Source organism: Rathayibacter sp. VKM Ac-2759 (assembly GCF_009834225.1).
In the GTDB taxonomy this organism is placed as follows: domain Bacteria; phylum Actinomycetota; class Actinomycetes; order Actinomycetales; family Microbacteriaceae; genus Rathayibacter.
Window position 1 is genome coordinate 1,108,753 of the sequence record NZ_CP047176.1, and the last position, 22,575, is coordinate 1,131,327.

The window sequence follows — 22,575 nt, forward strand, 5'->3', positions numbered from 1 at the left end:
GGTCGCGGCCGCGCTCAGTCGGCCGCGACGGCGGTGGCGATCACCGACATGACCTGCGTGTCGGCGAGCGTCGTCGTGTCGCCGACCGAGCGGCCCTCCGCGACGTCGCGCAGCAGCCGGCGCATGATCTTGCCCGAGCGGGTCTTCGGCAGCTCCTGCACGAGGAAGATCCGCTTCGGCCGGGCGATCGCGCCGATGTGCTCGGCCACGTGCGCCTTCAGCGTCGCCTCGAGCTCGTCGTGCCCGCCGGCGAGGGCCTCGGCCTGACTCGCCTTCGCGATGACGAAGGCGACCACGGCCTGACCGGTGGTCTCGTCGGCGGCACCGACGACCGCGGCCTCCGCGACCACCGGGTGCGACACGAGCGCCGACTCGATCTCGGCCGTCGACAGGCGGTGGCCGGAGACGTTCATCACGTCGTCGACGCGTCCGAGCAGCCACAGGTCGCCGTCGCGGTCGCGCCGTGCGCCGTCGCCGGCGAAGTACCGGCCGGGGAACTTCGACCAGTAGGTCTCGACGAAGCGCTCCGGATCGCCCCAGATGCCGCGGAGCATCGACGGCCACGGCTCCGTGACCACGAGCAGCCCGCCCGAGTCGGCGCCGACCGGACGGCCCTGCTCGTCGACGACGTCGATCGAGATCCCGGGCACCGGCACCTGCGCGGAGCCCGGCTTCAGGGTGGTGACGCCGGGGAGCGGCGAGACCATGATCGCGCCGGTCTCGGTCTGCCACCACGTGTCGACGATCGGGGTGCGGCCGCCGCCGATGACGTCGCGGTACCAGATCCAGGCCTCGGGGTTGATGGGCTCGCCGACGGAGCCGAGGAGCCGGAGGCTCGAGAGGTCGAAGCGCTGCGGGATCTGCCGGCCCAGCTTCATGAAGGAGCGGATCGCGGTGGGCGCGGCGTAGAGGATGCTGACGCCGTACTTCTCGACGATCTCCCACCACCGACCGGGGTGCGGGGTGTCGGGGGTCCCCTCGTACATGACCTGGGTGGCGCCGTTGCTGAGCGGGCCGTAGACGACGTAGCTGTGGCCCGTGATCCAGCCGACGTCGGCCGTCGACCAGTAGACGTCGGTCTCGGGGTGGAGGTCGAAGACCGTGCGGTGCGTGTAGGAGACCTGGGTGAGGTAGCCGCCGCTGGTGTGCAGGATGCCCTTCGGCTTCCCGGTCGTCCCGCTCGTGTAGAGGATGAAGAGGGGCTGCTCGGCCGGGAACGCGCGGGCGACGTGGTCGGCGTCGACGGCGGTCATCTCCTCGTGCCACCAGAGGTCGCGGCCCTCGCTCCACTCGACGGCGTTGCCGCCGCGGCGGACCACGAGGACGTGCTCGACGCTCGAGCCGCCGCCCTCGAGTGCGAGAGCGGCGTCGACCGCGGGCTTCAGCGGGAAGACCGAGCCCTTGCGCCAGCCGCCGTCGGCGGTGATCACGAGCTTCGCCTCCGCGTCGTCGATGCGGGCGCGCAGGCTCTCGGCGCTGAAGCCGCCGAAGACGACGGAGTGGACGGCGCCGAGGCGGGCGACCGCGAGCATCGCGACGACCGCCTCCGGGATCATCGGGAGGTAGACCGCCACCCGGTCGCCGGCGCGGATGCCGAGGCTCGTGAGGAGGTTGGCGGCGCGCTTCACCTCGGCGGTCAGCTCGGCGTAGGTGAGGGAGCGACTGTCGCCGGGCTCGCCCTCCCAGTGGATCGCGACGCGGTCGCCGTGACCGGCGAGGACGTGGCGGTCGAGGCAGTTGTAGGCGACGTTCAGCTCGCCGTCGTCGAACCACTTCGCGAACGGAGGCTCGCTCCAGTCGAGGGTGCGGGTGAACGGGCGGTGCCAGTGGAGCAGCTCGCGGCTGCGCTCGGCCCAGAAGGCGAGGCGGTCCTCGGCGGCCCGGACTGCGAGCGCCGAGGCATCGGCGGCACCGGCCGCGAACTCGGCGGGCGGCGGGAAGCGGCGCGTCTCGTGGAGCAGGTTATCGATGGCCGACCCGGGGCGTCCGGTCTCGTCGAGGGGAGTGGACATCTGCGATTCGCTCCTTCGCGAGTGCACCGTGCGCCGACCGGCTCGGTCGACCTCGACCACCGTAGCGCCCGGGTCCGACACCGGGGGCGCGGTCCTCGAACCTGGCAGTGACTCCTGGTCCGGATAAGAGTTCGCAGAGAACGCCGATCGGGCTTGGTGATTCGGCCGGGTTCACGTACTCTTTCATACGGCCGAATGAAAGTTCGGTCTCAGCGGCGCAAGTGATTCCCCCCAATCCCGCGCCGCCGAGGCGGCACCTGTTCCCCCCAATGGGTGCCGCCCCCTTCTTCTTCTTCCGCGAGATCTCCGCTCGAGCACCGCCGCTCGCGAGGTCGTCGCCGAGGTGATCCGGCGCTGTTCCCTCGGCGTTCCGCCGAGTCGCTCCTCCACAGGGGCGGCGATCCCGAGCTCTCCACGGATCCGACCGCGCGGCCTCCTGGCGCCGCGGGCTGTGCCTACCGTTCCGGCATGACCGCTGACTTCGTGCCCCGCGTGCCCGACGCCTACCGCCGCGACGACCCGTCTCCCGGAGGCGAGGACCTCGCGCGCACCGCTGCCGTCCGGCCGGGAGCCGCCGCGCTGGGGCTCCTCGCGCCGTTCGCCGCCGATCCGGCGGTGACCGACCTGTTCGTCAACGGGGCCTCCGGGCTCTGGATCGACCGGGGGAGCGGTGCGGTGCGCGATCCGACCTGGACACTCGACGCCGCAGGGGTGCGTCGCCTCGCCGTCTCGCTCGTCGCGGCGGGCGGCCGGCACGTCGACGAGGCGAGCCCGTGCGTCGACGTCCGCCTGCGCCACGGCGTCCGCGTGCACGTCGTGCTGCCGCCGGTCGCGACCGGCGGCACGGTCCTCTCCGTGCGGGTGCCCCGCGCCGACGCCTGGAGTCTCGACGAGCTGCACGCCGCGGGGATGCTCGACGAGCAGGGCCGAGCGCTGCTGCGCCGCGCGGTCGACGCCCGGTGGAACCTCCTGATCTCGGGCGCGGGCGGCTCCGGCAAGACCACCCTCCTCGGCGCCCTGCTCGGCTTCGCGCCCCCGCACGAGCGCATCATCGCGATCGAGGACGTGGGCGAGCTGCGTCCCGCGCATCCGCACTTCGTCGCCCTCGAGTCGCGGCAGCCGAATCTGGAGGGCGCCGGGGGAGTGGGTCTCGACCGGCTCGTCCGCGAGGCGCTGCGGATGCGTCCGGACCGCCTCGTCCTCGGCGAGTGCCGCGGGGTCGAGCTGCGTGAGCTGCTCTCGGCGCTGAACACCGGGCACGACGGCGGCGCCGGGACCCTGCACGCCAACTCCCTCGCGGACGTGCCCGCGCGGCTCGAGGCGCTCGGCGCTCTGGCGGGGATGGGGCAGGAGGCGATCGCCCGCCAGACGGTGAGCGCGATCGACCTGGTCCTGCATCTCGAGCGGAGCGGTGCGAGGCGGCGCCTCGCGTCGTGGGGCCGCTTCGCCCTCGATCGCGACGGCCGCCTCCGGATCGAGGAGGGCGCGCTGCCATGGCGGTCGAGGTCGGGGGCGTGAAGCGGCAGGACGGCCTGGACGAGGTCGCCGCCGTCGTCCAGCGCCTCGCCGTGCTGCTCGCCTCCGGGGTGGCGCCCGGGTCGGCGTTCGAGCAGCTCGCCTCGTCCGCTTCCTCGACCGCGCCGGGTGCCGCCGCTCGGCGCCGCCTGCTCAGGGCGGTCGCGCTCGACGCCGCGCAGGGCGAGGACGTGACGGCGGCCATCCTCCGCGGTGCGCCGGCGTCGAGGGGGCGGCGGGAACGGCGTCGACGACGACGGGACAGCGGGGAGGAGGCGGGGTGGGCGGCGCTCGCCGCGTCCTGGCGGGTCGCGAGCGACTCCGGCGCGCCGATCGCCGCCGCGCTCGGCGAGCTCGCGGAATCGCTCCGGGAGCTGGCGCGGGCGCGGCGCGACATCGACGTGGCTCTGGCCGGTCCGGCGGCGACCGGCCGGGTGGTGAGCGCGCTGCCGCTGGTGGCGCTCGGGTTCGGCAGCCTCCTGGGCTTCGACGTCGCGGGAGTGCTGATCGGCACGGCGCCGGGGCTCGCGTGCCTCGGCGGTGGTGGGGTGCTGATGCTCGCCGCTCAGCTGTGGACGGGGCGCCTGGTGCGCGGGGCGGACCCCGGCGACCCGGCTCCCGGACTGGCTCTCGACCTGCTGGCGGTGGGGCTCGCGGGCGGCGGCTCCATCGACCGGGCGCGCGACCAGGTCGTCGCCGCGCTCGGCGAGTGCGCGCTGGTCGCCGATCCGCGGGCGCTGGAGGCGGCCGAGCCGGTCCTGGCGCTCTCGTCGGCCGCGGGAGTGCCTGCCGGCCGCCTTCTGCGCAGCGAGGCCGCGCTGACGCGGGTGCGGGCGGCGGGGCGCGCCCGGGAGCGGGCGGCGCGCCTCGGAGTCACCCTGATGCTGCCGCTCGGGGTCTGCGTGCTGCCCGCGTTCCTGCTGCTCGGGGTCGCGCCGCTGGTGATCTCGGTGCTGCTGTCGACGTTCTCGGTCGCGGGATGAGCGCGGTCTCGGGCTCCTCCACAGCCGGCGTCTCGCGCGGTCGTCCACCGTTCGGGCCGTCGCCCCTTCGGCGTCCTCGGGACTCCGGGATGCTCGTCGGACGGGGCGGACGATGCGGGGGCGGAGATGGAGCGGACTCGGATGGACGGCACGTGGACGGAGGGGATCCGGCGGAACGGGGCGGAGAGAGGGAACGGGGCGGCGAGAGAAGGAGCGGCACGGCGTGACGGCCTGGGGCGCTGGAGGAGCGGAGCGAGGCCGCCCGGCGACCGCGGAGGAGTGGGGCTGCCGGCCGGGTTCGGCGACGAGGAGGGATCGGCCACGGCCGAGTACGCGATCGCGACGATGGCCGCCGTCGGATTCGCCGGTCTCCTGGTGGTGATCCTGAAGGGGGACGAGGTGCGGGGGATCCTCACCGATCTGGTGACGCGGGCCCTCACCTCGGGCGGATGAGGGCGGTGCGCGGCTCCCTCCGCCGGCTGGCCGGGGCGGAGGGGTCGGCGACCGCGGAGTTCGCGGTCGTGCTGCCCGCGGTGGTCGTCGTGCTCGCGCTCTGCCTGGGCTCGGTGGCGGCGTCGGCGCAGTACGTGCGGCTCGTCGACGCCGCGGCCGACGGGGCGAGGTCGGCGGCGCGAGGCGACGAGGCGGCCCGGCCCGTGCACCGCGTCGATGCGGCGGCGTCGGTCGGCGTCGCGGAGGACGACGGGCTGGTCTGCGTGAGCGTCGAGGCGAGCCTCCGGCCCCTGCCCGGCGTCGCCGTCCCGGTGTCCGTCCGGTCGTGCGCACTCGGAGGCGGGCGGTGACCGGCGTCCCCTCGGGAGAGGAGGGATCGGCGGCGGTCGCGGCGATCTCGGTCGTCGCGGCGACGGTGCTGGTCACCGCGGCCGTGCTGAGCGGCTGCGGTGCGGTCGTCGCGCACCAGCGGGCGGTCGCGGCGGCAGACACGGCAGCGCTCGCCGCCGCGGACACCGCCTCCGGCCTGCTCCCCGGTGAGCCGTGCGCCGAGGCGTCGAGGCTCGCGACCGCGGGCGGTGCCGAGCTGACGACGTGCGCGCTCGACGGGGAGACGGCGAGCGTCGAGGTCGCTGTCGCCGTCGGTCCGCTCACCCTGCGGGCGAGGTCCCGCGCGGGGCCGCCGCCGTGAGCGGGAGCCTCCACCGCGGAGGCACCCCGGGTCGGCGTCGAGCCGGTACCGGCCGGGTCTCAGTCGGAGCTGAGCCGCTGGTACCGGTAGGCCGCAGCGGTCGGGAGTGCACCGGCGCCCTCGTCGTGCTCGAGAGCACCGGAGAAGAGGTAGATGTAGTGGGATCCGGCTCGTGCACCGGGGATCTCGAGGCGGGCGGCGGGAGCCGACGCGCCGTCGTAGGGGCGTCGGATCGTCTTGCCCTCGAGGGGCCCGTCGAGGAGCTTCGCGGTATAGGCGGTGGTGGTGGAGGTCGAGGTCGTGTGCGTCATTGCCATGCCCCTCATCATGCGCCGATCCGCGCTCGGCGTCACCGGCCGAGTCACCATCACGTGGTCGACGTTCACGCGGCGCCGGGCGCGCTCCCAGCCTTCGGGGGGCCGCCGACCGGGAGTGACGCCCGGAGTCAGTGTGTATGGTGTGGCTGTCGGGCGCCCGAAGCCGACAGCGAACCCCAGGCCGCCAGTGCACCGCTCGGACATCGGATCCGGACGGAGCGTGGACGGCGTACCGTTCCTCTCTGCGGTCGCCGCGCACCGCCTCCCCGAAGCAGGGGACCCGTCGGACTCCTGATCGTCCGACCCGACAGCATCAATCGAGGAGAACTGTGTCCGGCACGAAGAAGCTGGTGATCGTCGAGTCGCCGGCGAAGGCCAAGACCATCGCCCAGTACCTGGGCGACGGGTACGAGGTGCTCGCCTCCGTCGGCCACATCCGCGACCTCATCGAGCCCAAGAACCTCCCCCCGGAGCTCAAGAAGGGCCCGCTGGGCAAGTTCTCGGTCGACGTCGACAACGGCTTCGAGCCCTACTACGTCGTCTCGGACCAGAAGAAGAAGACGGTCGCCGACCTCAAGCGCGCACTCAAGAACGCCGACGAGCTCTACCTCGCCACAGATGAGGACCGCGAGGGCGAGGCCATCGCGTGGCACCTCCTCGACGAGCTCAAGCCCAAGGTCCCCGTGCACCGCATGGTGTTCCACGAGATCACGAAGGACGCGATCCAGAAGGCTCGCGACAACACCCGCGACATCGACACCTCCCTGGTCGACGCCCAGGAGACCCGCCGCATCCTCGACCGCCTCTACGGCTACGAGATCTCGCCTGTCCTCTGGCGCAAGGTCGGCCCCGGGCTCTCGGCCGGCCGTGTGCAGTCGGCCGCGACCCGGCTGGTCGTCGACCGCGAGCGCGAGCGCCTCGCCTTCGTGTCGGCGAGCTACTGGGACCTCGCGACGACGCTCGCCCCGGAGTCCGACGCCGACGCCGCGTTCGACGCGCGCCTCGCCCGGCTCGACGGCAAGCGCATCGGAAGCGGCCGCGACTTCGACGACCGCGGACAGCTCAAGGGCGACGTGACCGTCCTCGACGAGACCTCCGCCGCGTCCCTCGCCGATGCGCTGCGCGACTCCGCGACGACGGTGACCGTCTCGAACCTCGAGTCGAAGCCCTACTCGCGCCGCCCGGCGGCTCCGTTCACCACGTCGACCCTGCAGCAGGAGGCGGCGCGCAAGCTCCGCTTCTCGGCCCGGCAGACGATGAGCGTCGCCCAGTCGCTCTACGAGAACGGCTTCATCACCTACATGAGGACCGACTCGCCGAACCTCTCGCAGCAGGCGCTCAACGCCGCGCGCTCGCAGGCGACCGCCCTCTACGGCGCCGAGACGGTGCCCGACAAGCCCCGCCTCTACTCCGGCAAGAACAAGAGCGCCCAGGAGGCGCACGAGGCGATCCGCCCCGCCGGCGAGACCTTCCGCACCCCCGACCAGCTGTCGGGAACGCTGCGCGGCAACGACCTGCGCCTGTACGAGCTCATCTGGAAGCGCACCGTCGCCTCGCAGATGGCCGACGCCAAGGGCTCGACGGCGACGGTGACCCTCGAGGCGCACCCGGCCGGCGACCCGGACCGGCTCGCCGAGTTCACCGCCTCCGGCACCGTCATCACCTTCCGCGGCTTCCTGCTCGCCTACGAGGAGGGCCGCGACGAGGAGCGCCACGGCACCCGCGACGACAAGGACGCGAAGCTGCCCGTCCTCGAGGTCGGCCAGAGCCTCGTCGTCACCGACGTCGAGGCGAAGGGCCACGAGACCTCACCGCCCCCGCGCTACACGGAGGCGAGCCTCGTCAAGTCGCTCGAAGAGCTGGGTATCGGGCGCCCCTCCACCTACGCCTCGATCATCTCGACCATCGTCGACCGCGGCTACGTCACCCCGCGCGGCACCGCCCTCGTACCCAACTGGATCGCCTTCTCGGTGGTGCGGCTGCTCGAGGACTTCTTCTCGGACCTGGTGGAGTACGACTTCACCGCCGAGATGGAGGGCGACCTCGACAAGATCGCCGGCGGCGAGGAGGACCGGGTCGCCTGGCTCAACCGCTTCTACTTCGGCGGCGGCAACCAGCCCGGGCTCCGCCACGTCGTGGACAACCTCGGCGAGATCGACGCGAAGAGCATCAACTCGATCCGGATCACCGACGACATCACCCTCCGCATCGGCAAGTACGGCCCCTACCTCGAGGTCGCCGAGGAGGAGGGGCAGGAGACGCCCCGCCGGGTGAACCTCCCGCTCGAGCTCGCCCCCGACGAGCTGACGCCGGCCAAGGCGCAGGAGCTCATCGACGCACCCGTCCAGACCGACCGCGTGCTCGGCAGCAACCCCGACACCGGCAAGACCGTCGTGGTCAAGGACGGCCGCTTCGGTCCGTACGTGACCGAGACCGACCCGGAGCCCGACACGGTCGCCGACCCCGCCACGGGCGAGGTCGTCGAGCCGGCCCCGGCGAAGCGCGGAGCCAAGAAGCCCGCCGTCGTCAAGCCGCGCACCTCGTCGCTGTTCAAGTCGATGGACGTCGCCTCGATCGACCTCGCGACGGCGCTCCGCCTGCTCGACCTGCCCCGCACGGTCGGCGAGGACCCGGAGTCGGGCGAGCCGATCACCGCTCAGAACGGCCGCTACGGTCCGTACCTGAAGAAGGGGACCGACAGCCGCTCGCTCACGAGCGAGGACCAGATCTTCGAGGTCGACCTGCCCACCGCCCTCGCGGTGTTCGCCGAGCCCAAGTACGGCGCCCGCAAGGCGTCGAGCGCGCTGAAGGAGTTCGACGCCGACCCGGTCAGCGGCAAGCCCATCCGCATCCGCGACGGCCGCTTCGGCGCCTACGTGACCGACGGCGAGACGAACGTCACGATCCCCAAGACGCAGACGATCGAGGAGATCGACTTCGAGCAGGCGGTGCAGATGCTCGCCGACAAGCGCGCGAAGGGACCGGCCAAGAAGGCCCCCGCCAAGCGCGCGCCGGCCAAGAAGCCCGCAGCGAAGACGACCGCGGCGAAGGCCACGGCGGCGAAGACCACGGCGGCGAAGACGACGGCGGCGAAGACCACGGCTGCCAAGACCGCCGCTGCGAAGACCACCGCGGCCAAGACGACGGCGGCGAAGACCACCGCCGCCAAGACCACGATGACGCGGACGACGGCGGCCCGGAAGCCGGCCGCGAAGAAGCCCGCGGCGACGACGGGCGCGACGGAGTCGTGACCGGGCTGTTCGTCACCCTCGAGGGCGGGGACGGAGCGGGCAAGACGACGCAGGCCCGGCTGCTCGAGGAGTGGCTGGGCTCGCGCGGCCGCACCGTCGTGCGCACCCGGGAGCCGGGCGGCACCGAGGTCGGCGTCCAGATCCGCGAGATCGTGCTGCACCACCGCGGCGAGATCGACCCGCGGGCCGAGGCGCTCCTCTACGCTGCCGATCGCGCGCAGCATATCGGCACCCTGGTGCGCCCGGCGCTCGAGCGCGGCGACGTGGTGATCCAGGACCGCTACATCGACTCGTCCGTCGCCTACCAGGGCGCCGGCCGCGTGCTCGACTCCGGCGAGGTCCGCCGGCTGTCGGAGTGGGCGACCCGCGAGCTGCGCCCCGATCTCACCGTGCTGCTCGACCTCGATCCCGCGGCGGCCCGCACGAGGCTCGACGCCTCGCGCACCCGCTTCGACCGGCTCGAGGCCGAGAAGGAGGAGTTCCACGCGCGCGTGCGCCAAGCCTTCCTCGCGATCGCCGAGGCCGACCCCGAGCGCTTCCTGGTCGTCGATGCGAGCCGGCCGATCGAGCGGATCGCCGAGACGGTGCGGCAGCGCATCGCCGGGCTGCTCGATGATCGGCCCGCTGTCAGTGCTCGCGGCTAGCCTGATCCCGTGACCGTCTGGAGCCAGCTCGTGGGGCAGGAGCACGCCATCGGCGCCCTGCAGGACGCGTCGACCCCGCGCGACGGGCAGGGGCGCGAGTCGGCCGCGATGACGCACTCGTGGCTGATCACCGGGCCCCCCGGGTCCGGTCGCTCCAACCTGGCCTACGCGTTCGCCTCCGCCCTGCTCTGCCGCCGCGGCGGCTGCGGCGAGTGCCCCGACTGCCTGCAGGTCGCGGCGCGCTCGCACCCCGACCTCTCGGTGCTCACCACCGAGCGCGTCATCATCTCGATCGACGAGGTCCGCCGCCTGGTCGCGAGCTCGCAGTACTCGCCGTCGGTCTCGCGCTACCGCGTGATGGTGATCGAGGACGCCGACCGCATGGCCGAGCGCACCTCCAACGTCCTGCTGAAGGCGCTGGAGGAGCCGCCGGAGCGCACGGTCTGGATCCTCTGCGCCCCGAGCGAGGCCGACCTGCTGCCGACGATCCGCTCGCGGGTGCGCTCGGTGCGCCTCCGGGTGCCGAGCGTGGACGACGTGGCGGGTCTGCTCGAGCGCCGCGACGGAGTCGACGCGGCGACCGCCGAGCGCGCCGCCCGCCAGGCGCAGAGCCACATCGGCATGGCGCACCGCCTCGCGACGAACTCCGAGGCGCGGGAGCGGCGCGACGAGACCCTGCGGATCGCGCTCCGGCTGCGCGGAGTCTCGGACGCCGTGCTCGGGGCCGCACGGCTCGTCGAGGTGGCCACCGAGGACGCGAAGGCGATCACCCTCGAGCGCGACGAGGTCGAGCGCCAGCAGGCGCTGCGCTCGCTCGGCGTGGAGCCGGGCGGCACCGTGCCCCCGCAGCTCCGGTCGCAGCTGCGCGCCCTCGAGGAGGACCAGAAGCGCCGCGCGACGCGCAGCCTCCGCGACGGCCTCGACCGCATCCTCGTCGACCTGCTCTCGCTCTACCGCGACGTCGTCCGCCTCCAGCTCGGCGCCCCGGGCGGGGTCATCAACGAGGAGGTCCGCGCCGAGATGATCGCGCTCGCCGAGTCCACGACGCCAGAGCGGACGCTCGCGGTCCTCGACGCCGTCCAGGAGGCGCGCCAGCGGATCGACGCGAACGTCTCTCCGGTGCTCGCGCTCGAGGCGATGCTCGTCACCGCCGCGCGTCGTCCGGTGGCCGCGTGAGGCGCGCCCGGCGGGCGTCGGCCGTCGCCGTCGTCCTCGCGGCGTCCGCCCTGCTGACCGCGTGCTTCGCCCCCGGAGGCGCGTCGGCCGACCGCACCTCCACCCCCGCTCCGCAGACGGTCACCGCCGACCTCGAGCCCTACTACGGCCAGGTGCTGGTCTGGGACGACTGCGGCGACGGCGCCCAGTGCACCGACGCGACCGTCCCGCTCGACTGGAGCGATCCGTCGGCCGGCACCGCGTCGATCGCCCTGATCCGCCGGCCCGCGGCGAGCGGCACGGCGATCGGATCCCTCCTCGTGAATCCGGGCGGCCCCGGCGGCTCGGGCGTCGACCTCATCCGCGACAGCGCCGACTACGCGGTCGACGACGACCTGGCGGCCGAGTACGACGTCGTCGGGTTCGACCCGCGCGGTGTCGGGGCCTCGAGTGCCGTGTCGTGCCTCGACGCCGCGGGACTCGACTCCTACCTCTACGACATCGTCCCGGGCGAGCGCGGCAGCGACGAGTGGATCGACGCCCAGCGGGCCGGGTCCGCCGCGTTCGCCGCGGCCTGCCAGGAGCGCACCGGCGCCCTCCTCGGCGAGGTGGGCACCACGAACGCGGCGCGCGATCTCGACGTGCTCCGCGCCGCCCTCGGCGACGAGACGCTGAACTACCTCGGCTACTCGTACGGCACCTTCCTCGGCGCGACCTACGCCGGCCTCTACCCCGACCGGGTCGGGCGTCTCGTGCTCGACGGCGCGATCGATCCGGCCGCCTCCTCGCTCGACGTCGTCCGCGAGCAGTCGAAGGGCTTCGAGAGCGCGCTGCGCGCGTACCTCGCCGACTGCCTCGACTCGGAGGGCTGCCCGTTCACCGGGACCGTCGACGACGGCATGGCTCAGGTGCGCGAGATGCTCGACCGGGTCGACGCCTCTCCGATCCGCGCCGCCGACGGCCGGCAGCTCGGGTCGAGCACGCTGCTGACGGCGATCGTCTACCCGCTGTACGACGCCGCCGGCTGGAGCGCGCTCAGCGAGATGCTCGCCGACGTCCGGCGCGGCGGAGCCGAGATCGCCTTCCAGTACGCCGACGCCTACAACGGGCGCGACACCGACGGGTCGTACAGCGACAACTCGACGGAGGCCTTCCTCGCGATCAACTGCGTCGACTACGCGTACGACGGCGACACCGCCTCGATGCGCGCCGACGCCGCCGCGCTCGAGGAGGCGGCGCCGACGATCGGCTCGTACATGGCCTACGGCGACATCCTCTGCAGCGAGTGGCCGGTGGCCTTCGAGGGGTCGCGTGAGCCGATCGCCGCCGAGGGCGCCGCCCCGATCCTCGTCGTCGGCACGACCAACGACCCGGCGACGCCCTACGTCTGGGCGCAGGCGCTGGCCGGCGAGCTGGCCGACGGCCACCTCGTCACCTACACGGGCGAGGGTCACACCGCCTACAACAAGTCGAACTCGTGCGTGAACGACGCGGTCGACGCGTACCTGCTCGAGGGCGTCGTCCCCCAGGAGGATCCGAGATGCTGAGCGAACAGGGCCGACGAGCCGCGCGGACCACGATCGAAGGGGGAGCGCGGGAGCAGCCCGGCCTGCGCGAGCGCAAGCGGCTCGCCACCCGCCGGAGCATCGAGATCGCGGTCCTGCGTCTCGCGAGCGAGCGAGGACCCGATCGGGTGACGATCGAGGACGTCTCGCGGCTCGCCGACGTCTCGACCCGCACCTTCTTCAACTACTTCGCCTCGAAGGAGGACGCCCTCGTCGGCGGGCTCCCGGTGATCACCGACGAGACGGCGGCGGTGTTCCTCGCCGGCACGGGGCCCGTCCTCGACGAGCTGCAGGCGGTGTTCGTCTCCGCGATGGAGGAGCCGCTGGAGGAGGACCGCGAGCTGCACCTGCTGCGCCGCGCCCTGTTCCGCGACCACCCGCACCTCGTCGGCCTCAAGATCGCCGGCATGCGCGAGTTCGAGGTCGCCGTCGAGGGGCTCGTCGCCGAGCGCCTGCGCCGCGACGAGCCGGACCCGGAGCGGGTGCTGAGCCGGGCCCGGATGCTGACGCTCCTCGGCCTGGCCGCCATGCGGCACGCCTGGGCGGGCTGGGTCGACCACCACGGCCGAGACGCCCTGCCGGGGCTCGCGGCCCGCTCCTTCGACGAGCTGCGCGCCGCCCTCTCCTGAGGCGCGGAGGAGGCGGATCGCGGGATGCGCGCATCGGCCCGCGAGCAGGCTATGCTGTGTAATCGTGTCCGGGGCGAAGCCCCGTGTGCACGCCGCCTTAGCTCAGTCGGCAGAGCGTCTCACTCGTAATGAGAAGGTCGTGGGTTCGATTCCCACAGGCGGCTCCGTTCCCCGCACGCCGGGTCCTCCACAGCCGTGATCCGGACGGGCTCTCCCCGGTCCGGTCTCCCGCCCCAGGGTCCTCAGGACGGCCGCGGTTACCCTGAAGGGGATGACCGACACGCCTCCCCGCCGCCGGCCGTGGCTCCTCGTGGCCGCCGCCGTGCTCGCCCTCGCCCTCCTGGGTGCGGGCGCGTTCGGCGTGGGCACCGCCCTCGGGCGCGACGACTCGTCGAGCGGCACACCGACTCCGACCGCGTCGACGACGCCCTCGAGCACGCCGACGCCGACACCGTCGGTGCGGCCGACGGGGGCTGCGACGGCGCAGGCGCTGAGGACGTGCTCGGTCGCCGAGGCCGCCGCCGACACGCGGCTCGGGTCGATGCAGGCGCGCGTGGTCGACGCGGCGACCGGCGAGGTCCTCTTCGACCGCGGCGGCACGACGGCCTCGCGCACCGCCTCCGCCCTCAAGATCCTGACCGCGGCCTCGGCCCTCGCGGTCCTCGGGCCGGACACCCGCATCGCGACCACCGTCGTCCGGGGCTCCGAACCGGGGAGCATCGTGCTGGTCGGCGGGGGAGACCTCACCCTGAGCCGCCTGCCGAGCGGGCAGGAGTCGTTCTACGCCGGGGCCGCGCACCTCGACGACCTCGCGGCGCAGGTCGAGAGCTCCTGGGACGCGGACCCGGCGACGGCGGGGACGCCGATCACCTCCGTCGTCCTCGACGCCTCCCTCTTCTCGGGCGACACCTGGCAGCCCAGCTGGAACCGCAAGGAGCAGACCGACGGCTACATGCCCGAGATCACGGCGCTCCAGGTCGACGGCGACCGTGCCGATCCCACGGCCTCGACCTCGACCCGCGGCACCGACCCGGTGGGGCGGGCGGGAACGGCGTTCGCATCGGAGCTCTCGGGCGATCCGACCGTCTCCGCCGGAACGGCGCCGGCGGGCGCGACGGTGCTCGGCACGGTCGAGTCGGCGCCGGTGCGCGAGCTCGTGCAGCAGATGCTGCTCGTCTCGGACAACGCGATCGCCGAGATGCTCGCCAGACTCGTCGCGATCCGCACGGGGGCGGGCACCGACTTCGCCGCCGAGCAGGCCGGCGTGCTGCAGGGCCTCGCCGGCTACGGAGTCGACACCGCCGGCATCACGATCGCCGACGGCTCCGGGCTGAGCGACGACAACGCGGTGGCCCCCGCCTACTTCACCTCGCTCCTCCGCAAGATCCAGGCGCGGGAGGGCGAGCTCGGCATCGTCCTCGACGGCCTGCCGGTGTCGGGGCGGACCGGCTCGCTCTCCTACGCCGACCGCTTCGCGGGGGACAACGCCGTCGCCGACGGCGCGGTGCTCGCCAAGACCGGCTGGATCGACACCGGCTACACCCTCGCCGGCGTCGTGACCGCGCAGGACGGCACGGTGCTGACCTTCGCCGTCTACGCGCTCGGCGACGTCTCCGACTCGGCGAAGACCGCGATCGACACGCTGGTCACGGGCTTCTACCGCTGCGGCGGCTCGCTCTCCGACTCCTGACGACCCGACCCGACCCGCTCCCGACCCGATCCCGACCGAGAGGACCCCGATGACCACGGCACTGCTGATCGTCGACGTGCAGAACGACTTCACCGAGGAGGGGGCGCTCGCGGTCGCGGGCGGATCCCGGGTCGCGTCGGGTGTGAACGCGCACCTCATCGCCCACGGCGACCGCTACGACACGGTGCTCGCCTCGCGCGACTGGCACGACGGGGGCGACTCCGACAACGGGGGCCACTTCGCCGAGACCCCCGACTTCGTCGACACCTGGCCGGTGCACTGCGTCGCGGGTACCGCGGGGGCGGAGTACCACCCGAGCCTCGAGCTCGACGCGATCGACATCCACATCCGCAAGGGCCAGGGCCGCCCCTCGTACTCGGCGTTCGAGGGCACGACGACCGACGGCGAGGCCGTGCCGGCGCTGCTGAGCCGTCTCGGAGTGACGCGGCTGGACGTCGTCGGGCTCGCCACCGACTACTGCGTGCGCGCCTCGGCTCTCGACGCCTGGAGCGCCGGGCTCGAGGTGCACGTGCTCGACGATCTCGTCGCGGGCGTCTCACCGGAGGCGAGCGCGGCGGCCCTCCGCGAGCTCGCCGAGGCGGGCGTCGTCGTCGAGCCGTCGGCCTGACGAGGGCCGCCGTAGACTGAGGTCCCCTCCCGCGCGGTCCCGATCCGCGCGCGACTGCCCCCCGAGTCCCGCAGAGAAAGAGCGATACCGTGCCCGCTTCCGTCGAGGCCTCAGAGGCCGCCCTCCTCGCCCGCGTCCCCTCGCAGCTGTTCATCGGCGGAGCCTGGGTGGACGCGGCAGGCGGCGGCACGATCGACGTCGAGGACCCCGCGACCGGCGCGACCCTGCTCACCATCGCCGACGCGACCCCGGAGGACGGACTGCGGGCGCTGGACGCCGCGGTCGCGGCAGGGGAGGCGTGGGCCGCGACGGCGCCCCGGAAGCGCGGCGAGATCCTCCGCCGGGCGTTCGACCTGCTGCAGGAGCGCAAGGACGACTTCGCCCTGCTGATGACCCTCGAGATGGGCAAGCCGTTCGCCGAGGCGCTCGGCGAGGTGGCCTACGGAGGCGAGTTCCTCCGCTGGTTCAGCGAGGAGGCCGTGCGGATCCAGGGGCGCTACGGCGTGAACCCCGAGGGCACCGGCCGGATGATCGTCTCGCAGCACCCCGTCGGGCCCTGCTACCTCATCACGCCGTGGAACTTCCCGCTCGCGATGGCGACGCGCAAGATCGCCCCGGCGCTCGCCGCCGGCTGCACCGTCGTCGTGAAGCCCGCGGAGCTCACTCCGCTGACCACCCTGGCCCTGGCCGCCCTGCTCGCCGAGGCCGGCGTGCCCGACGGAGTCGTCAACGTGGTCACCACCTCGTCGGCCGCCGCGCTGTCGGAGCCGATCATGACCGACCCGCGACTGCGGAAGGTCTCGTTCACCGGATCGACCCCGGTCGGGCAGAAGCTGCTGCAGCAGGCCTCCGCGAACGTGCTGCGGACCTCGATGGAGCTCGGCGGCAACGCCCCGTTCGTCGTCTTCGAGGACGCCGACCTCGACAGGGCCGTGGACGGCGCGATGCTCGCGAAGTTCCGCAACATCGGCCAGGCCTGCACCGCGGCGAACCGCTTCTTCGTCCACGAGTCGATCGCCGAGGAGTTCGCGACCCGCCTCACGGAGCGGGTCGCCGCGCTCCGCGTCGGCCGCGGCACCGAGGACGGCGTGACCATCGGCCCGCTGATCGACGACCGCGCGGTCGAGAAGGCCGGCTCCCTCGTCGAGGACGCCGTCGGCCGCGGAGCGCGGGTCCGCATCGGCGGGCACGGCATCGAGCGCAGCGGTCACTTCTACGAGCCGACGGTGCTCTCGGACGTCGACGGCGCCAGCGAGATCCTGCGCACCGAGATCTTCGGCCCGGTGGTGGCGATCGTGCCGTTCCGCGACGAGGACGAGGCGGTCGCGCTCGCCAACGACACCGAGTTCGGCCTGGTCTCGTACGTGTTCACCCGCGATCTGGCCCGCGGGCAGCGGATGATCGAGCGCCTGGCCACCGGGATGATGGGGCTGAACGTCGGCGTCGTCTCGAACGCCGCGGCACCGTTCGGCGGAGTGAAGCAGTCGGGTCTCGGACGCGAGGGCGGACTCGAGGGCATCCACGAGTACCTCAGCACGAAGTACACGCTGACCCCCGACCCGTTCGCCTGATCCGGTGAACCCGACCGAGGTCCGCTCCCTCGAGGACCCCAGGCTCCGCGACTACGCCCACGCGACCGACGTCGCGCTGAAGAACGCGCGCGGCCCGCACGGGATCTACATCGCGGAGTCGGCGCTCGTGCTCGAGCGCGCGCTCGCCGCCGGCCACCGGCCGCGCTCGGTCCTCGCGCTCGGCGGCTCGGCGGCCGAGGCCGCACGCCTCGTCGACGGGTTCGACGCCCCCGTCTTCACCGGACCCGCCGAGATGCTGGCCGAGCTGACCGGCTGCACCCTGCACCGCGGCCTCATCGCGGCGATGGAGCGACCGCCGCTGCCCGACCCCGCCGAGCTCCTGGCCGGCGCGCGGCGGATCGTGGTGCTCGAGAACGTCGTCGACCCGACCAACGTCGGCGCGATCTTCCGTTCGGTCGGCGCGATCGGAGCCGATGCCGTGCTGGTCACGCCGCGCTGCTCCGACCCGTTCTACCGCCGCGCGATCCGGGTCAGCATGGGGACGGTGCTCCAGGTGCCGTGGACCCGCGTCGACGGCTGGGACGCCACGGCGGCCCTCCTGCACGCGGCGGGCTTCACGATCGCCGCGATGGCGCTCACCCCGGAGGCGGTGCCGCTGCGCGAGTTCGCGGCCTCGGCGCCCGAGCGGGTCGCCCTGGTCCTCGGCACGGAGGGAGAGGGACTGACCGCCGAGGCGCTCGCGGCCGCGGACGTCGCCGTGCAGATCCCGATGCGGCACGGCATCGACTCGCTCAACGTCGCGGCGGCCAGCGCCGTGGCGATGTGGGCTCTGGCGGCCCCCTCCTAGACGGGGTGCGCCGGATCGCGCCCGGCGGCCGCGGGGGACACGCCCTGCGGTACGCTCTCAGCCAATCCTGTCGGCGTCGAATCGAGCGAGGTCCCCGTGCTTGATCGAACCCGCGCACTCCTCGCGTCGTCACTCCTCGTGGCGGTCCTCGCGCTGACGGCCTGCGCCGCGCAGCCCGCGGACGTCCCCGACGACGCCGCGCCGACCACGGGGACGTCCGTACCGCGCGCCACCGTCGGGCCGACCGGCGGGGTGGTCCTCGAGGGCGACGATCTGACGCAGCGGATCACGCTCTGCCTCGCCCGCTACGGCCTCGGCGAACGCCCGTCGCTGCCGGCCGAGACAGCGAGCGCGGACGAGCAGATGTCGGCTCAGCAGGAGATCGACGCGTACGACGCGACCCTGACGAACTGCACGGCCGAGGCGATGGGCACGACCGTGCCGACCACCACTCCCTCCTCCTGACCATGCGGATCGACGGCTGCTCCGCGCTGGTCGCCGGCGGCGCCTCCGGGCTCGGCGCGGCCACGGCGATCGCGCTGCTCGACGCCGGGGCGCGCGTGACGGTGCTGGACCTCCCGGAGGCGGTCGCCTCGGCGACCCTCCCCGGCTCCGTCGCGCTGGTCGCGGGCGACGTGCTCGACTCCGAGGCCGTCGCGCGCGCGATCGAGGCGGCGGGGGAGCTGCGGGTCGCGGTCGTCTGCGCCGGCATCGCGACTCCCGGGCGCCTCCTCGGCCGCGACGGCCCGCTCGCGCTCGAGGCGTTCGAGCGGGTACTGCGGGTGAACACCGTCGGCACGCTGAACGTGCTGCGGCTCGCGGCCGCCTCGATCGCCGAGCGGGAGCCCGTGGACGGCGAGCGCGGCGTGCTCGTCACCACCTCGTCGGTCACGGCGTTCGAGGGGCAGATCGGGCAGGCGGCCTACGCGGCGTCGAAGGGCGCGGTCGCCGCGCTCACCCTGCCGCTCGCACGGGAACTGGCCGAGCGGCTGATCCGCGTCGTCTCGATCGCGCCGGGGACGTTCGACACCCCGCTGCTGGCCGGTCTCCCGGAGCGGGCCCGGACGGCGCTCGGGTCGGCGACGCCGCACCCGGCCCGCCTCGGCCGCCCGGAGGAGTTCGCCTCCCTCGTGCGTCACGTGGTCGAGAACCCGATGCTCAACGGCGAGGTCGTGCGGCTGGACGGCGCTCTGAGGCTGCCTCCGCGCTGACCCCGAACCGCTCAGACCAGGAGCTGGTGCTTCGCGAGATCGCGGTACAGCGGCGTCGACTCGACGAGCTCGGAGTGGGTGCCGACTCCGACGACCTCGCCCTTGCTGAGCACGATGATCCGGTCGGAGTCGACGACCGTCGAGAGTCGGTGGGCGATGACGAGCAGGGTGCGGTTCTCGGCGACGGCGTCGATCGCGAGGCGCAGGCGCTGCTCGTTCAGACCGTCGAGGCTCGAGGTCGACTCGTCCAGCAACAGGATGGGCGGCGCGGCCAGCAGCGCGCGTCCGATCGCGAGGCGCTGGCGCTCGCCTCCCGAGAGCATGACGCCGCTCTCGCCCACCGGGGCGTCGAGGCCGAGCGGGTCGCGCTCGAGCACGTCGGTGAGGTTCACGGCCTCGAGCACGCGGCGGCAGTCGGCGTCGTCGGCGTCGGGCCGGCCGAGGACGAGGTTCTCGCGGATCGTGCCGGCGAGGACGGGCGCGTCCTGCTCGACGTAGCCGATCTGCGCGCGGAGGGCGTCGCGGTCGATCGCGGTGATGTCGACTCCCCCCAGGCGGACGACGCCCGCCTCCGGGTCGTAGAAGCGTTCGATGAGGGCGAGGATCGTGCTCTTGCCGGCCCCGGACGGGCCGACCAGCGCCGTGCGCTTGCCGCGCGGAACGGTGAACGACACACCGTGCAGCACCGTGCGGTCGCCGTCGTGCTCGGTCGGCTCGGCGACGGCGCGGGGGTCGTAGGAGAAGACCACGTCGTCGAACTCGATCGCGTCGGCGGCCACTCCGGCTCCGAGACCGCCCGTGGACGCGTCGCCGTCGCCCTCGATGGGGAGGTCGATGATCTCCTGGATGCGTCCGAGCGCACCGAGGGCCGAGTTGACGGAGGTGATCGCCCCGATGAAGTTGCCCAGCGGCATCACCATCATGAAGAGGAACAGGATGAACGAGACCAGCTGGGCGATGTCGATGGCGCCGGAGGCGACCCGGTAGCCGCCGACTCCGAGGACCGCGAGGAACGCGACCTGCAGGGCGATGCCCGCGACGGGGACGACGAGCGCGGAGACGTGGGCGACGCGGAGGCCGAGGCGGTACGCCTCCGTCGCGTGGCCGTCGACCACGGCGATCTCGCGGTCGGTGGCGCCGGCGGCGCGGATGGTGCGGACGGCGCTGATGGCGCGCTCGACCGAGGCGGCGAGATCGCCGACCTTCTCCTGCGCCTGGCGGCTCGCGGTGCGGATGCCGCGGCCGAGGGTGAGGGCGAGGGTCAGGGCCGCGGCGACGACCGCGACGATGATGAGCAGGAGGACCCAGTCGATGATCGCCATGGCGATGATGGCGCCCACGAAGACGAGCGAGCCGGCGATCGAGTCGACGAGCCCCTGGGTGAGCACGGCGCGCAGGAGGGTCGAGTCGGAGCCGACGCGCGAGACGAGGTCGCCGGTGCGGCGGGCGTCGAACTCGCGGATGGGCAGGCGGAGGAGCCGTGCCACGATCCGGCGCCGGCTCGAGAGCACGATGCCCTCGCCGGTGCGCTGGAGGAGGTAGTGCGCGAAGCCCGAGATGAGTCCGGAGGCGACCACCAGGGCGACGAGGGCCCAGACGAGCGGCCCGAGGTCGAGTCCGCTCTGCACGCGGGTGATGACCTGGCCGACGATCAGCGGCTGCGCGAGGCTCGCCGCGGCGCCGATCAGGCTGAGGACGACGACGACGGACAGGATGCGCTTGTGCTCGAGCAGGTAGGGGACGAGCTGCGAGAAGGAGGCGCGCGGGCCGTCGTCCTTCTTCGGGCGGCCGGACCGCCTCGGGGTGGTGGTGCTCATCGCTCGTCCGTCCTCGCTCGTCGTGCCGTCGTCCATTCTGCCCGCTGATCGCTGCGAGACGGCGGGGTGCGCTCGTGCGGTGGCTCAGACTCGTCGTGCCCCGGAGACGGGTCCGGCCCTCCGGGTGCACCGACGGGCCGGACCGGCAGGAGCGGGTGCCTACGACACGTTGTCGTGGTACGCCGTGTGCTGGGTCTCCTTCGAGAGCAGCAGCGCGATCAGCGTCAGCACGCCGGCGCCGCTGAGGTAGAGGCCGACCAGCACGGGGCTGCCGCCGGCCGACTGCCAGAGCGCGACGGCGATGATCGGCGCGAGCGCCGCTCCGAGGATCGACGCCAGGTTGTAGGCCATCGCCGAGCCGGTGTAGCGGACGTTGGTCGGGAACAGCTCGGGCAGCACGGCGCCCATCGGCCCGAAGGTCAGGCCCATCAGCGTGAAGCCGAGGATGAGCACCGCCATGACGCCGACGAAGCCGCCGCCGAACAGCGGCACGAACAGGAGGCCGAAGACGATGATCGCGGCGGTCACCGTGAGCAGCGTCTTGCGGCGGCCGTACTTCTCCGCGAGCGGACCCGACACCAGCGTGAAGATGCCGAAGAAGACGACACCGACGATGAGCATGATCAGGAAGTCGTTGCGGGTGTAGCCGAGGCCCGGGGTGGGGCCGTCGGTCGCGGCCGTGCCGTAGGTCAGCGTGAACGTGGTCATCAGGTAGAAGAGCACGTAGGTCGCGAGCATGATGAACGTGCCCAGGATGAGCGGACGCCAGCTGGAGACGAAGACGCGGGCGAGGGGCAGCTTGGCCACCTCTCCGCTGTCGACGACCTTCTGGAACGCGGGGGTCTCGACCAGCTTGAAGCGGACGTAGAGGCCGATGATCACGAGCACGGCGCTCGCGAGGAACGGCACGCGCCAGCCCCACGCGGCGAAGGTCTCGTCGTCCATCGTGCTGGCGAGCACGAGGAAGAGCACGTTGGCGACGATGAAGCCGATCGGGGCGCCGAGCTGCGGGAAGGTGCCGTAGATGGCGCGCTTGCCGGCCGGCGCGTTCTCGGTCGCGAGCAGCGCGGCTCCCGACCACTCTCCGCCGAGGCCGAGGCCCTGGCAGAAGCGCATGACGACGAGCAGGAACGGGGCGAGGAACTCCCAGCCCGGCGTCAGCGCGGTCGGCAGGCAGCCGATCAGGAAGGTCGCGACGCCCATCGTGAGCAGGGAGGCGACCAGAGTGCCCTTGCGTCCGACGCGGTCGCCGAAGTGGCCGAAGATGATCGATCCGATCGGGCGCGCGATGAACGCGACTCCGAAGACGGCGAAGGAGGCGAGGAGCGCGACGGCCGGGTCCTCGTTCACGAAGAAGAGGGTCGGGAAGACCAGGACGGCGGCGGTCGCGTACGCGTAGAAGTCGTAGAACTCGATCGACGTGCCGATGAGGCTCGCGAGGATCACGCGTCCCCGGGAGTTCTGCGGGGCGGAGGGAGCGTCGGCTGTGGTGGATGAGGAAGACATGGAAGGCAGGGTGCTCCGGATGACGGGGGCTCCCCTGAACCGGCGGGCGAGGCGTCGATCGGGCGTCGCGGACCGCGGGGGTCGAGGGGGAGGAAGAGTAGAGCCGCTCGTGACGACCCGCCCACTTTA

At 73.2% G+C, this 22,575-nt stretch carries 20 protein-coding genes and 1 tRNA gene; 17 read left to right on the plus strand and 4 right to left on the minus strand.

Annotated elements, in window-relative coordinates; all coding sequences use genetic code 11:
• Positions 1–14 precede the first annotated feature (14 nt).
• Positions 15–2,012, minus strand: a complete 1,998-nt coding sequence (gene acs, locus GSU68_RS05075) for an acetate--CoA ligase (protein ID WP_159906055.1) — start codon at positions 2,010–2,012, stop codon at positions 15–17.
• A gap of 468 nt (positions 2,013–2,480) precedes the next feature.
• Between acs and GSU68_RS05080 the strand changes: the two genes are divergently transcribed.
• The 5 genes from GSU68_RS05080 (at position 2,481) to GSU68_RS05100 (ending at position 5,654) form a co-directional block, all read left to right on the plus strand.
• Positions 2,481–3,530, plus strand: coding sequence for a TadA family conjugal transfer-associated ATPase (locus GSU68_RS05080; RefSeq protein ID WP_159906057.1), 1,050 nt, complete (start codon positions 2,481–2,483; stop codon positions 3,528–3,530).
• Positions 3,506–4,510: a type II secretion system F family protein gene (locus GSU68_RS05085; RefSeq protein WP_159906059.1), complete on the plus strand. Its 1,005-nt coding sequence runs from the start codon at positions 3,506–3,508 to the stop codon at positions 4,508–4,510. The genes GSU68_RS05080 and GSU68_RS05085 overlap by 25 nt, the downstream gene beginning before the upstream one ends.
• A 279-nt stretch (positions 4,511–4,789) precedes the next feature.
• On the plus strand, positions 4,790–4,963 hold the full coding sequence (locus tag GSU68_RS19855) for a DUF4244 domain-containing protein (protein ID WP_244259394.1): 174 nt from the start codon (positions 4,790–4,792) through the stop codon (positions 4,961–4,963).
• A 5-nt stretch (positions 4,964–4,968) separates the two neighbouring features.
• On the plus strand, positions 4,969–5,313 hold the full coding sequence (locus GSU68_RS05095) for a TadE family type IV pilus minor pilin (protein WP_244259395.1): 345 nt from the start codon (positions 4,969–4,971) through the stop codon (positions 5,311–5,313).
• Complete coding sequence (locus GSU68_RS05100) at positions 5,310–5,654, plus strand: Rv3654c family TadE-like protein (protein ID WP_159906065.1); 345 nt, start codon at positions 5,310–5,312, stop codon at positions 5,652–5,654. The genes GSU68_RS05095 and GSU68_RS05100 overlap by 4 nt, the downstream gene beginning before the upstream one ends.
• A gap of 59 nt (positions 5,655–5,713) precedes the next feature.
• Here GSU68_RS05100 and GSU68_RS05105 read toward each other — a convergent pair whose 3' ends face one another.
• Entirely contained in the window at positions 5,714–5,971 is a 258-nt protein-coding gene (locus GSU68_RS05105) for a hypothetical protein (RefSeq protein WP_244259396.1), read from the minus strand.
• Positions 5,972–6,300: 329 nt separating this feature from the next.
• Here GSU68_RS05105 and topA point away from each other — a divergent pair, with 329 nt between their 5' ends.
• The 12 genes from topA to GSU68_RS05165 all read left to right on the plus strand — a co-directional run bounded on the left by topA (position 6,301) and on the right by GSU68_RS05165 (position 19,123).
• Positions 6,301–9,222, plus strand: coding sequence for a type I DNA topoisomerase (gene topA / locus GSU68_RS05110; protein WP_159906067.1), 2,922 nt, complete (start codon positions 6,301–6,303; stop codon positions 9,220–9,222).
• Positions 9,219–9,866: a dTMP kinase gene (gene tmk, locus GSU68_RS05115; protein ID WP_159906069.1), complete on the plus strand. Its 648-nt coding sequence runs from the start codon at positions 9,219–9,221 to the stop codon at positions 9,864–9,866. The genes topA and tmk overlap by 4 nt, the downstream gene beginning before the upstream one ends.
• A gap of 9 nt (positions 9,867–9,875) precedes the next feature.
• On the plus strand, positions 9,876–11,042 hold the full coding sequence (locus GSU68_RS05120; protein WP_159906071.1) for a DNA polymerase III subunit delta': 1,167 nt from the start codon (positions 9,876–9,878) through the stop codon (positions 11,040–11,042).
• Positions 11,039–12,568 (plus strand): alpha/beta hydrolase, encoded by a 1,530-nt coding sequence (locus tag GSU68_RS05125; protein ID WP_159906073.1) that lies wholly within the window; start codon positions 11,039–11,041, stop codon positions 12,566–12,568. Before GSU68_RS05120 ends, GSU68_RS05125 begins: the two co-directional genes overlap by 4 nt.
• Positions 12,562–13,215, plus strand: coding sequence for a TetR/AcrR family transcriptional regulator (locus tag GSU68_RS05130; RefSeq protein ID WP_159906075.1), 654 nt, complete (start codon positions 12,562–12,564; stop codon positions 13,213–13,215). The genes GSU68_RS05125 and GSU68_RS05130 overlap by 7 nt, the downstream gene beginning before the upstream one ends.
• Positions 13,216–13,306: 91 nt before the next feature.
• Positions 13,307–13,379: transfer RNA gene (locus GSU68_RS05135), tRNA-Thr, on the plus strand.
• 107 nt (positions 13,380–13,486) lie between these two features.
• Positions 13,487–14,905: a D-alanyl-D-alanine carboxypeptidase/D-alanyl-D-alanine-endopeptidase gene (dacB, locus tag GSU68_RS05140; protein ID WP_159906077.1), complete on the plus strand. Its 1,419-nt coding sequence runs from the start codon at positions 13,487–13,489 to the stop codon at positions 14,903–14,905.
• A 49-nt stretch (positions 14,906–14,954) separates the two neighbouring features.
• Positions 14,955–15,533: an isochorismatase family protein gene (locus GSU68_RS05145; RefSeq protein WP_159906079.1), complete on the plus strand. Its 579-nt coding sequence runs from the start codon at positions 14,955–14,957 to the stop codon at positions 15,531–15,533.
• Between the two features lie 89 nt (positions 15,534–15,622).
• Positions 15,623–17,104 (plus strand): NAD-dependent succinate-semialdehyde dehydrogenase, encoded by a 1,482-nt coding sequence (locus GSU68_RS05150; protein ID WP_159906081.1) that lies wholly within the window; start codon positions 15,623–15,625, stop codon positions 17,102–17,104.
• 4 nt (positions 17,105–17,108) lie between these two features.
• A complete protein-coding gene (locus tag GSU68_RS05155) occupies positions 17,109–17,912 on the plus strand; it encodes an RNA methyltransferase (protein ID WP_159906083.1) in 804 nt (267 codons plus the stop codon).
• A gap of 96 nt (positions 17,913–18,008) precedes the next feature.
• On the plus strand, positions 18,009–18,377 hold the full coding sequence (locus GSU68_RS05160) for a hypothetical protein (RefSeq protein WP_159906085.1): 369 nt from the start codon (positions 18,009–18,011) through the stop codon (positions 18,375–18,377).
• A 2-nt stretch (positions 18,378–18,379) separates the two neighbouring features.
• A complete protein-coding gene (locus tag GSU68_RS05165) occupies positions 18,380–19,123 on the plus strand; it encodes an SDR family NAD(P)-dependent oxidoreductase (protein WP_159906087.1) in 744 nt (247 codons plus the stop codon).
• 11 nt (positions 19,124–19,134) lie between these two features.
• Here GSU68_RS05165 and GSU68_RS05170 read toward each other — a convergent pair whose 3' ends face one another.
• Positions 19,135–20,940: an ABC transporter ATP-binding protein gene (locus GSU68_RS05170; protein ID WP_159906089.1), complete on the minus strand. Its 1,806-nt coding sequence runs from the start codon at positions 20,938–20,940 to the stop codon at positions 19,135–19,137.
• Positions 20,941–21,099: 159 nt separating this feature from the next.
• The gene (locus tag GSU68_RS05175) at positions 21,100–22,446 is read right to left on the minus strand and encodes an MFS transporter (protein ID WP_159906091.1); all 1,347 of its coding nucleotides are present in this window, start codon (positions 22,444–22,446) and stop codon (positions 21,100–21,102) included.
• Positions 22,447–22,575 lie beyond the last annotated feature (129 nt).

Excerpts from the sequence above, each read along its gene's own strand:
- GSU68_RS05145 (WP_159906079.1), top strand. The coding sequence starts at position 14,955 with ATGACCACGGCACTGCTGATCGTCGACGTGCAGAACGACTTCACCGAG.
- GSU68_RS05080 (WP_159906057.1), top strand. The coding sequence starts at position 2,481 with ATGACCGCTGACTTCGTGCCCCGCGTGCCCGACGCCTACCGCCGCGAC.
- GSU68_RS05175 (WP_159906091.1), bottom strand. The coding sequence starts at position 22,446 with ATGTCTTCCTCATCCACCACAGCCGACGCTCCCTCCGCCCCGCAGAAC.
- dacB (WP_159906077.1), top strand. The coding sequence starts at position 13,487 with ATGACCGACACGCCTCCCCGCCGCCGGCCGTGGCTCCTCGTGGCCGCC.
- GSU68_RS05130 (WP_159906075.1), top strand. The coding sequence starts at position 12,562 with ATGCTGAGCGAACAGGGCCGACGAGCCGCGCGGACCACGATCGAAGGG.
- GSU68_RS05170 (WP_159906089.1), bottom strand. The coding sequence starts at position 20,940 with ATGAGCACCACCACCCCGAGGCGGTCCGGCCGCCCGAAGAAGGACGAC.
- GSU68_RS05165 (WP_159906087.1), top strand. The coding sequence starts at position 18,380 with ATGCGGATCGACGGCTGCTCCGCGCTGGTCGCCGGCGGCGCCTCCGGG.
- GSU68_RS05105 (WP_244259396.1), bottom strand. The coding sequence starts at position 5,971 with ATGGCAATGACGCACACGACCTCGACCTCCACCACCACCGCCTATACC.
- GSU68_RS05085 (WP_159906059.1), top strand. The coding sequence starts at position 3,506 with ATGGCGGTCGAGGTCGGGGGCGTGAAGCGGCAGGACGGCCTGGACGAG.
- acs (WP_159906055.1), bottom strand. The coding sequence starts at position 2,012 with ATGTCCACTCCCCTCGACGAGACCGGACGCCCCGGGTCGGCCATCGAT.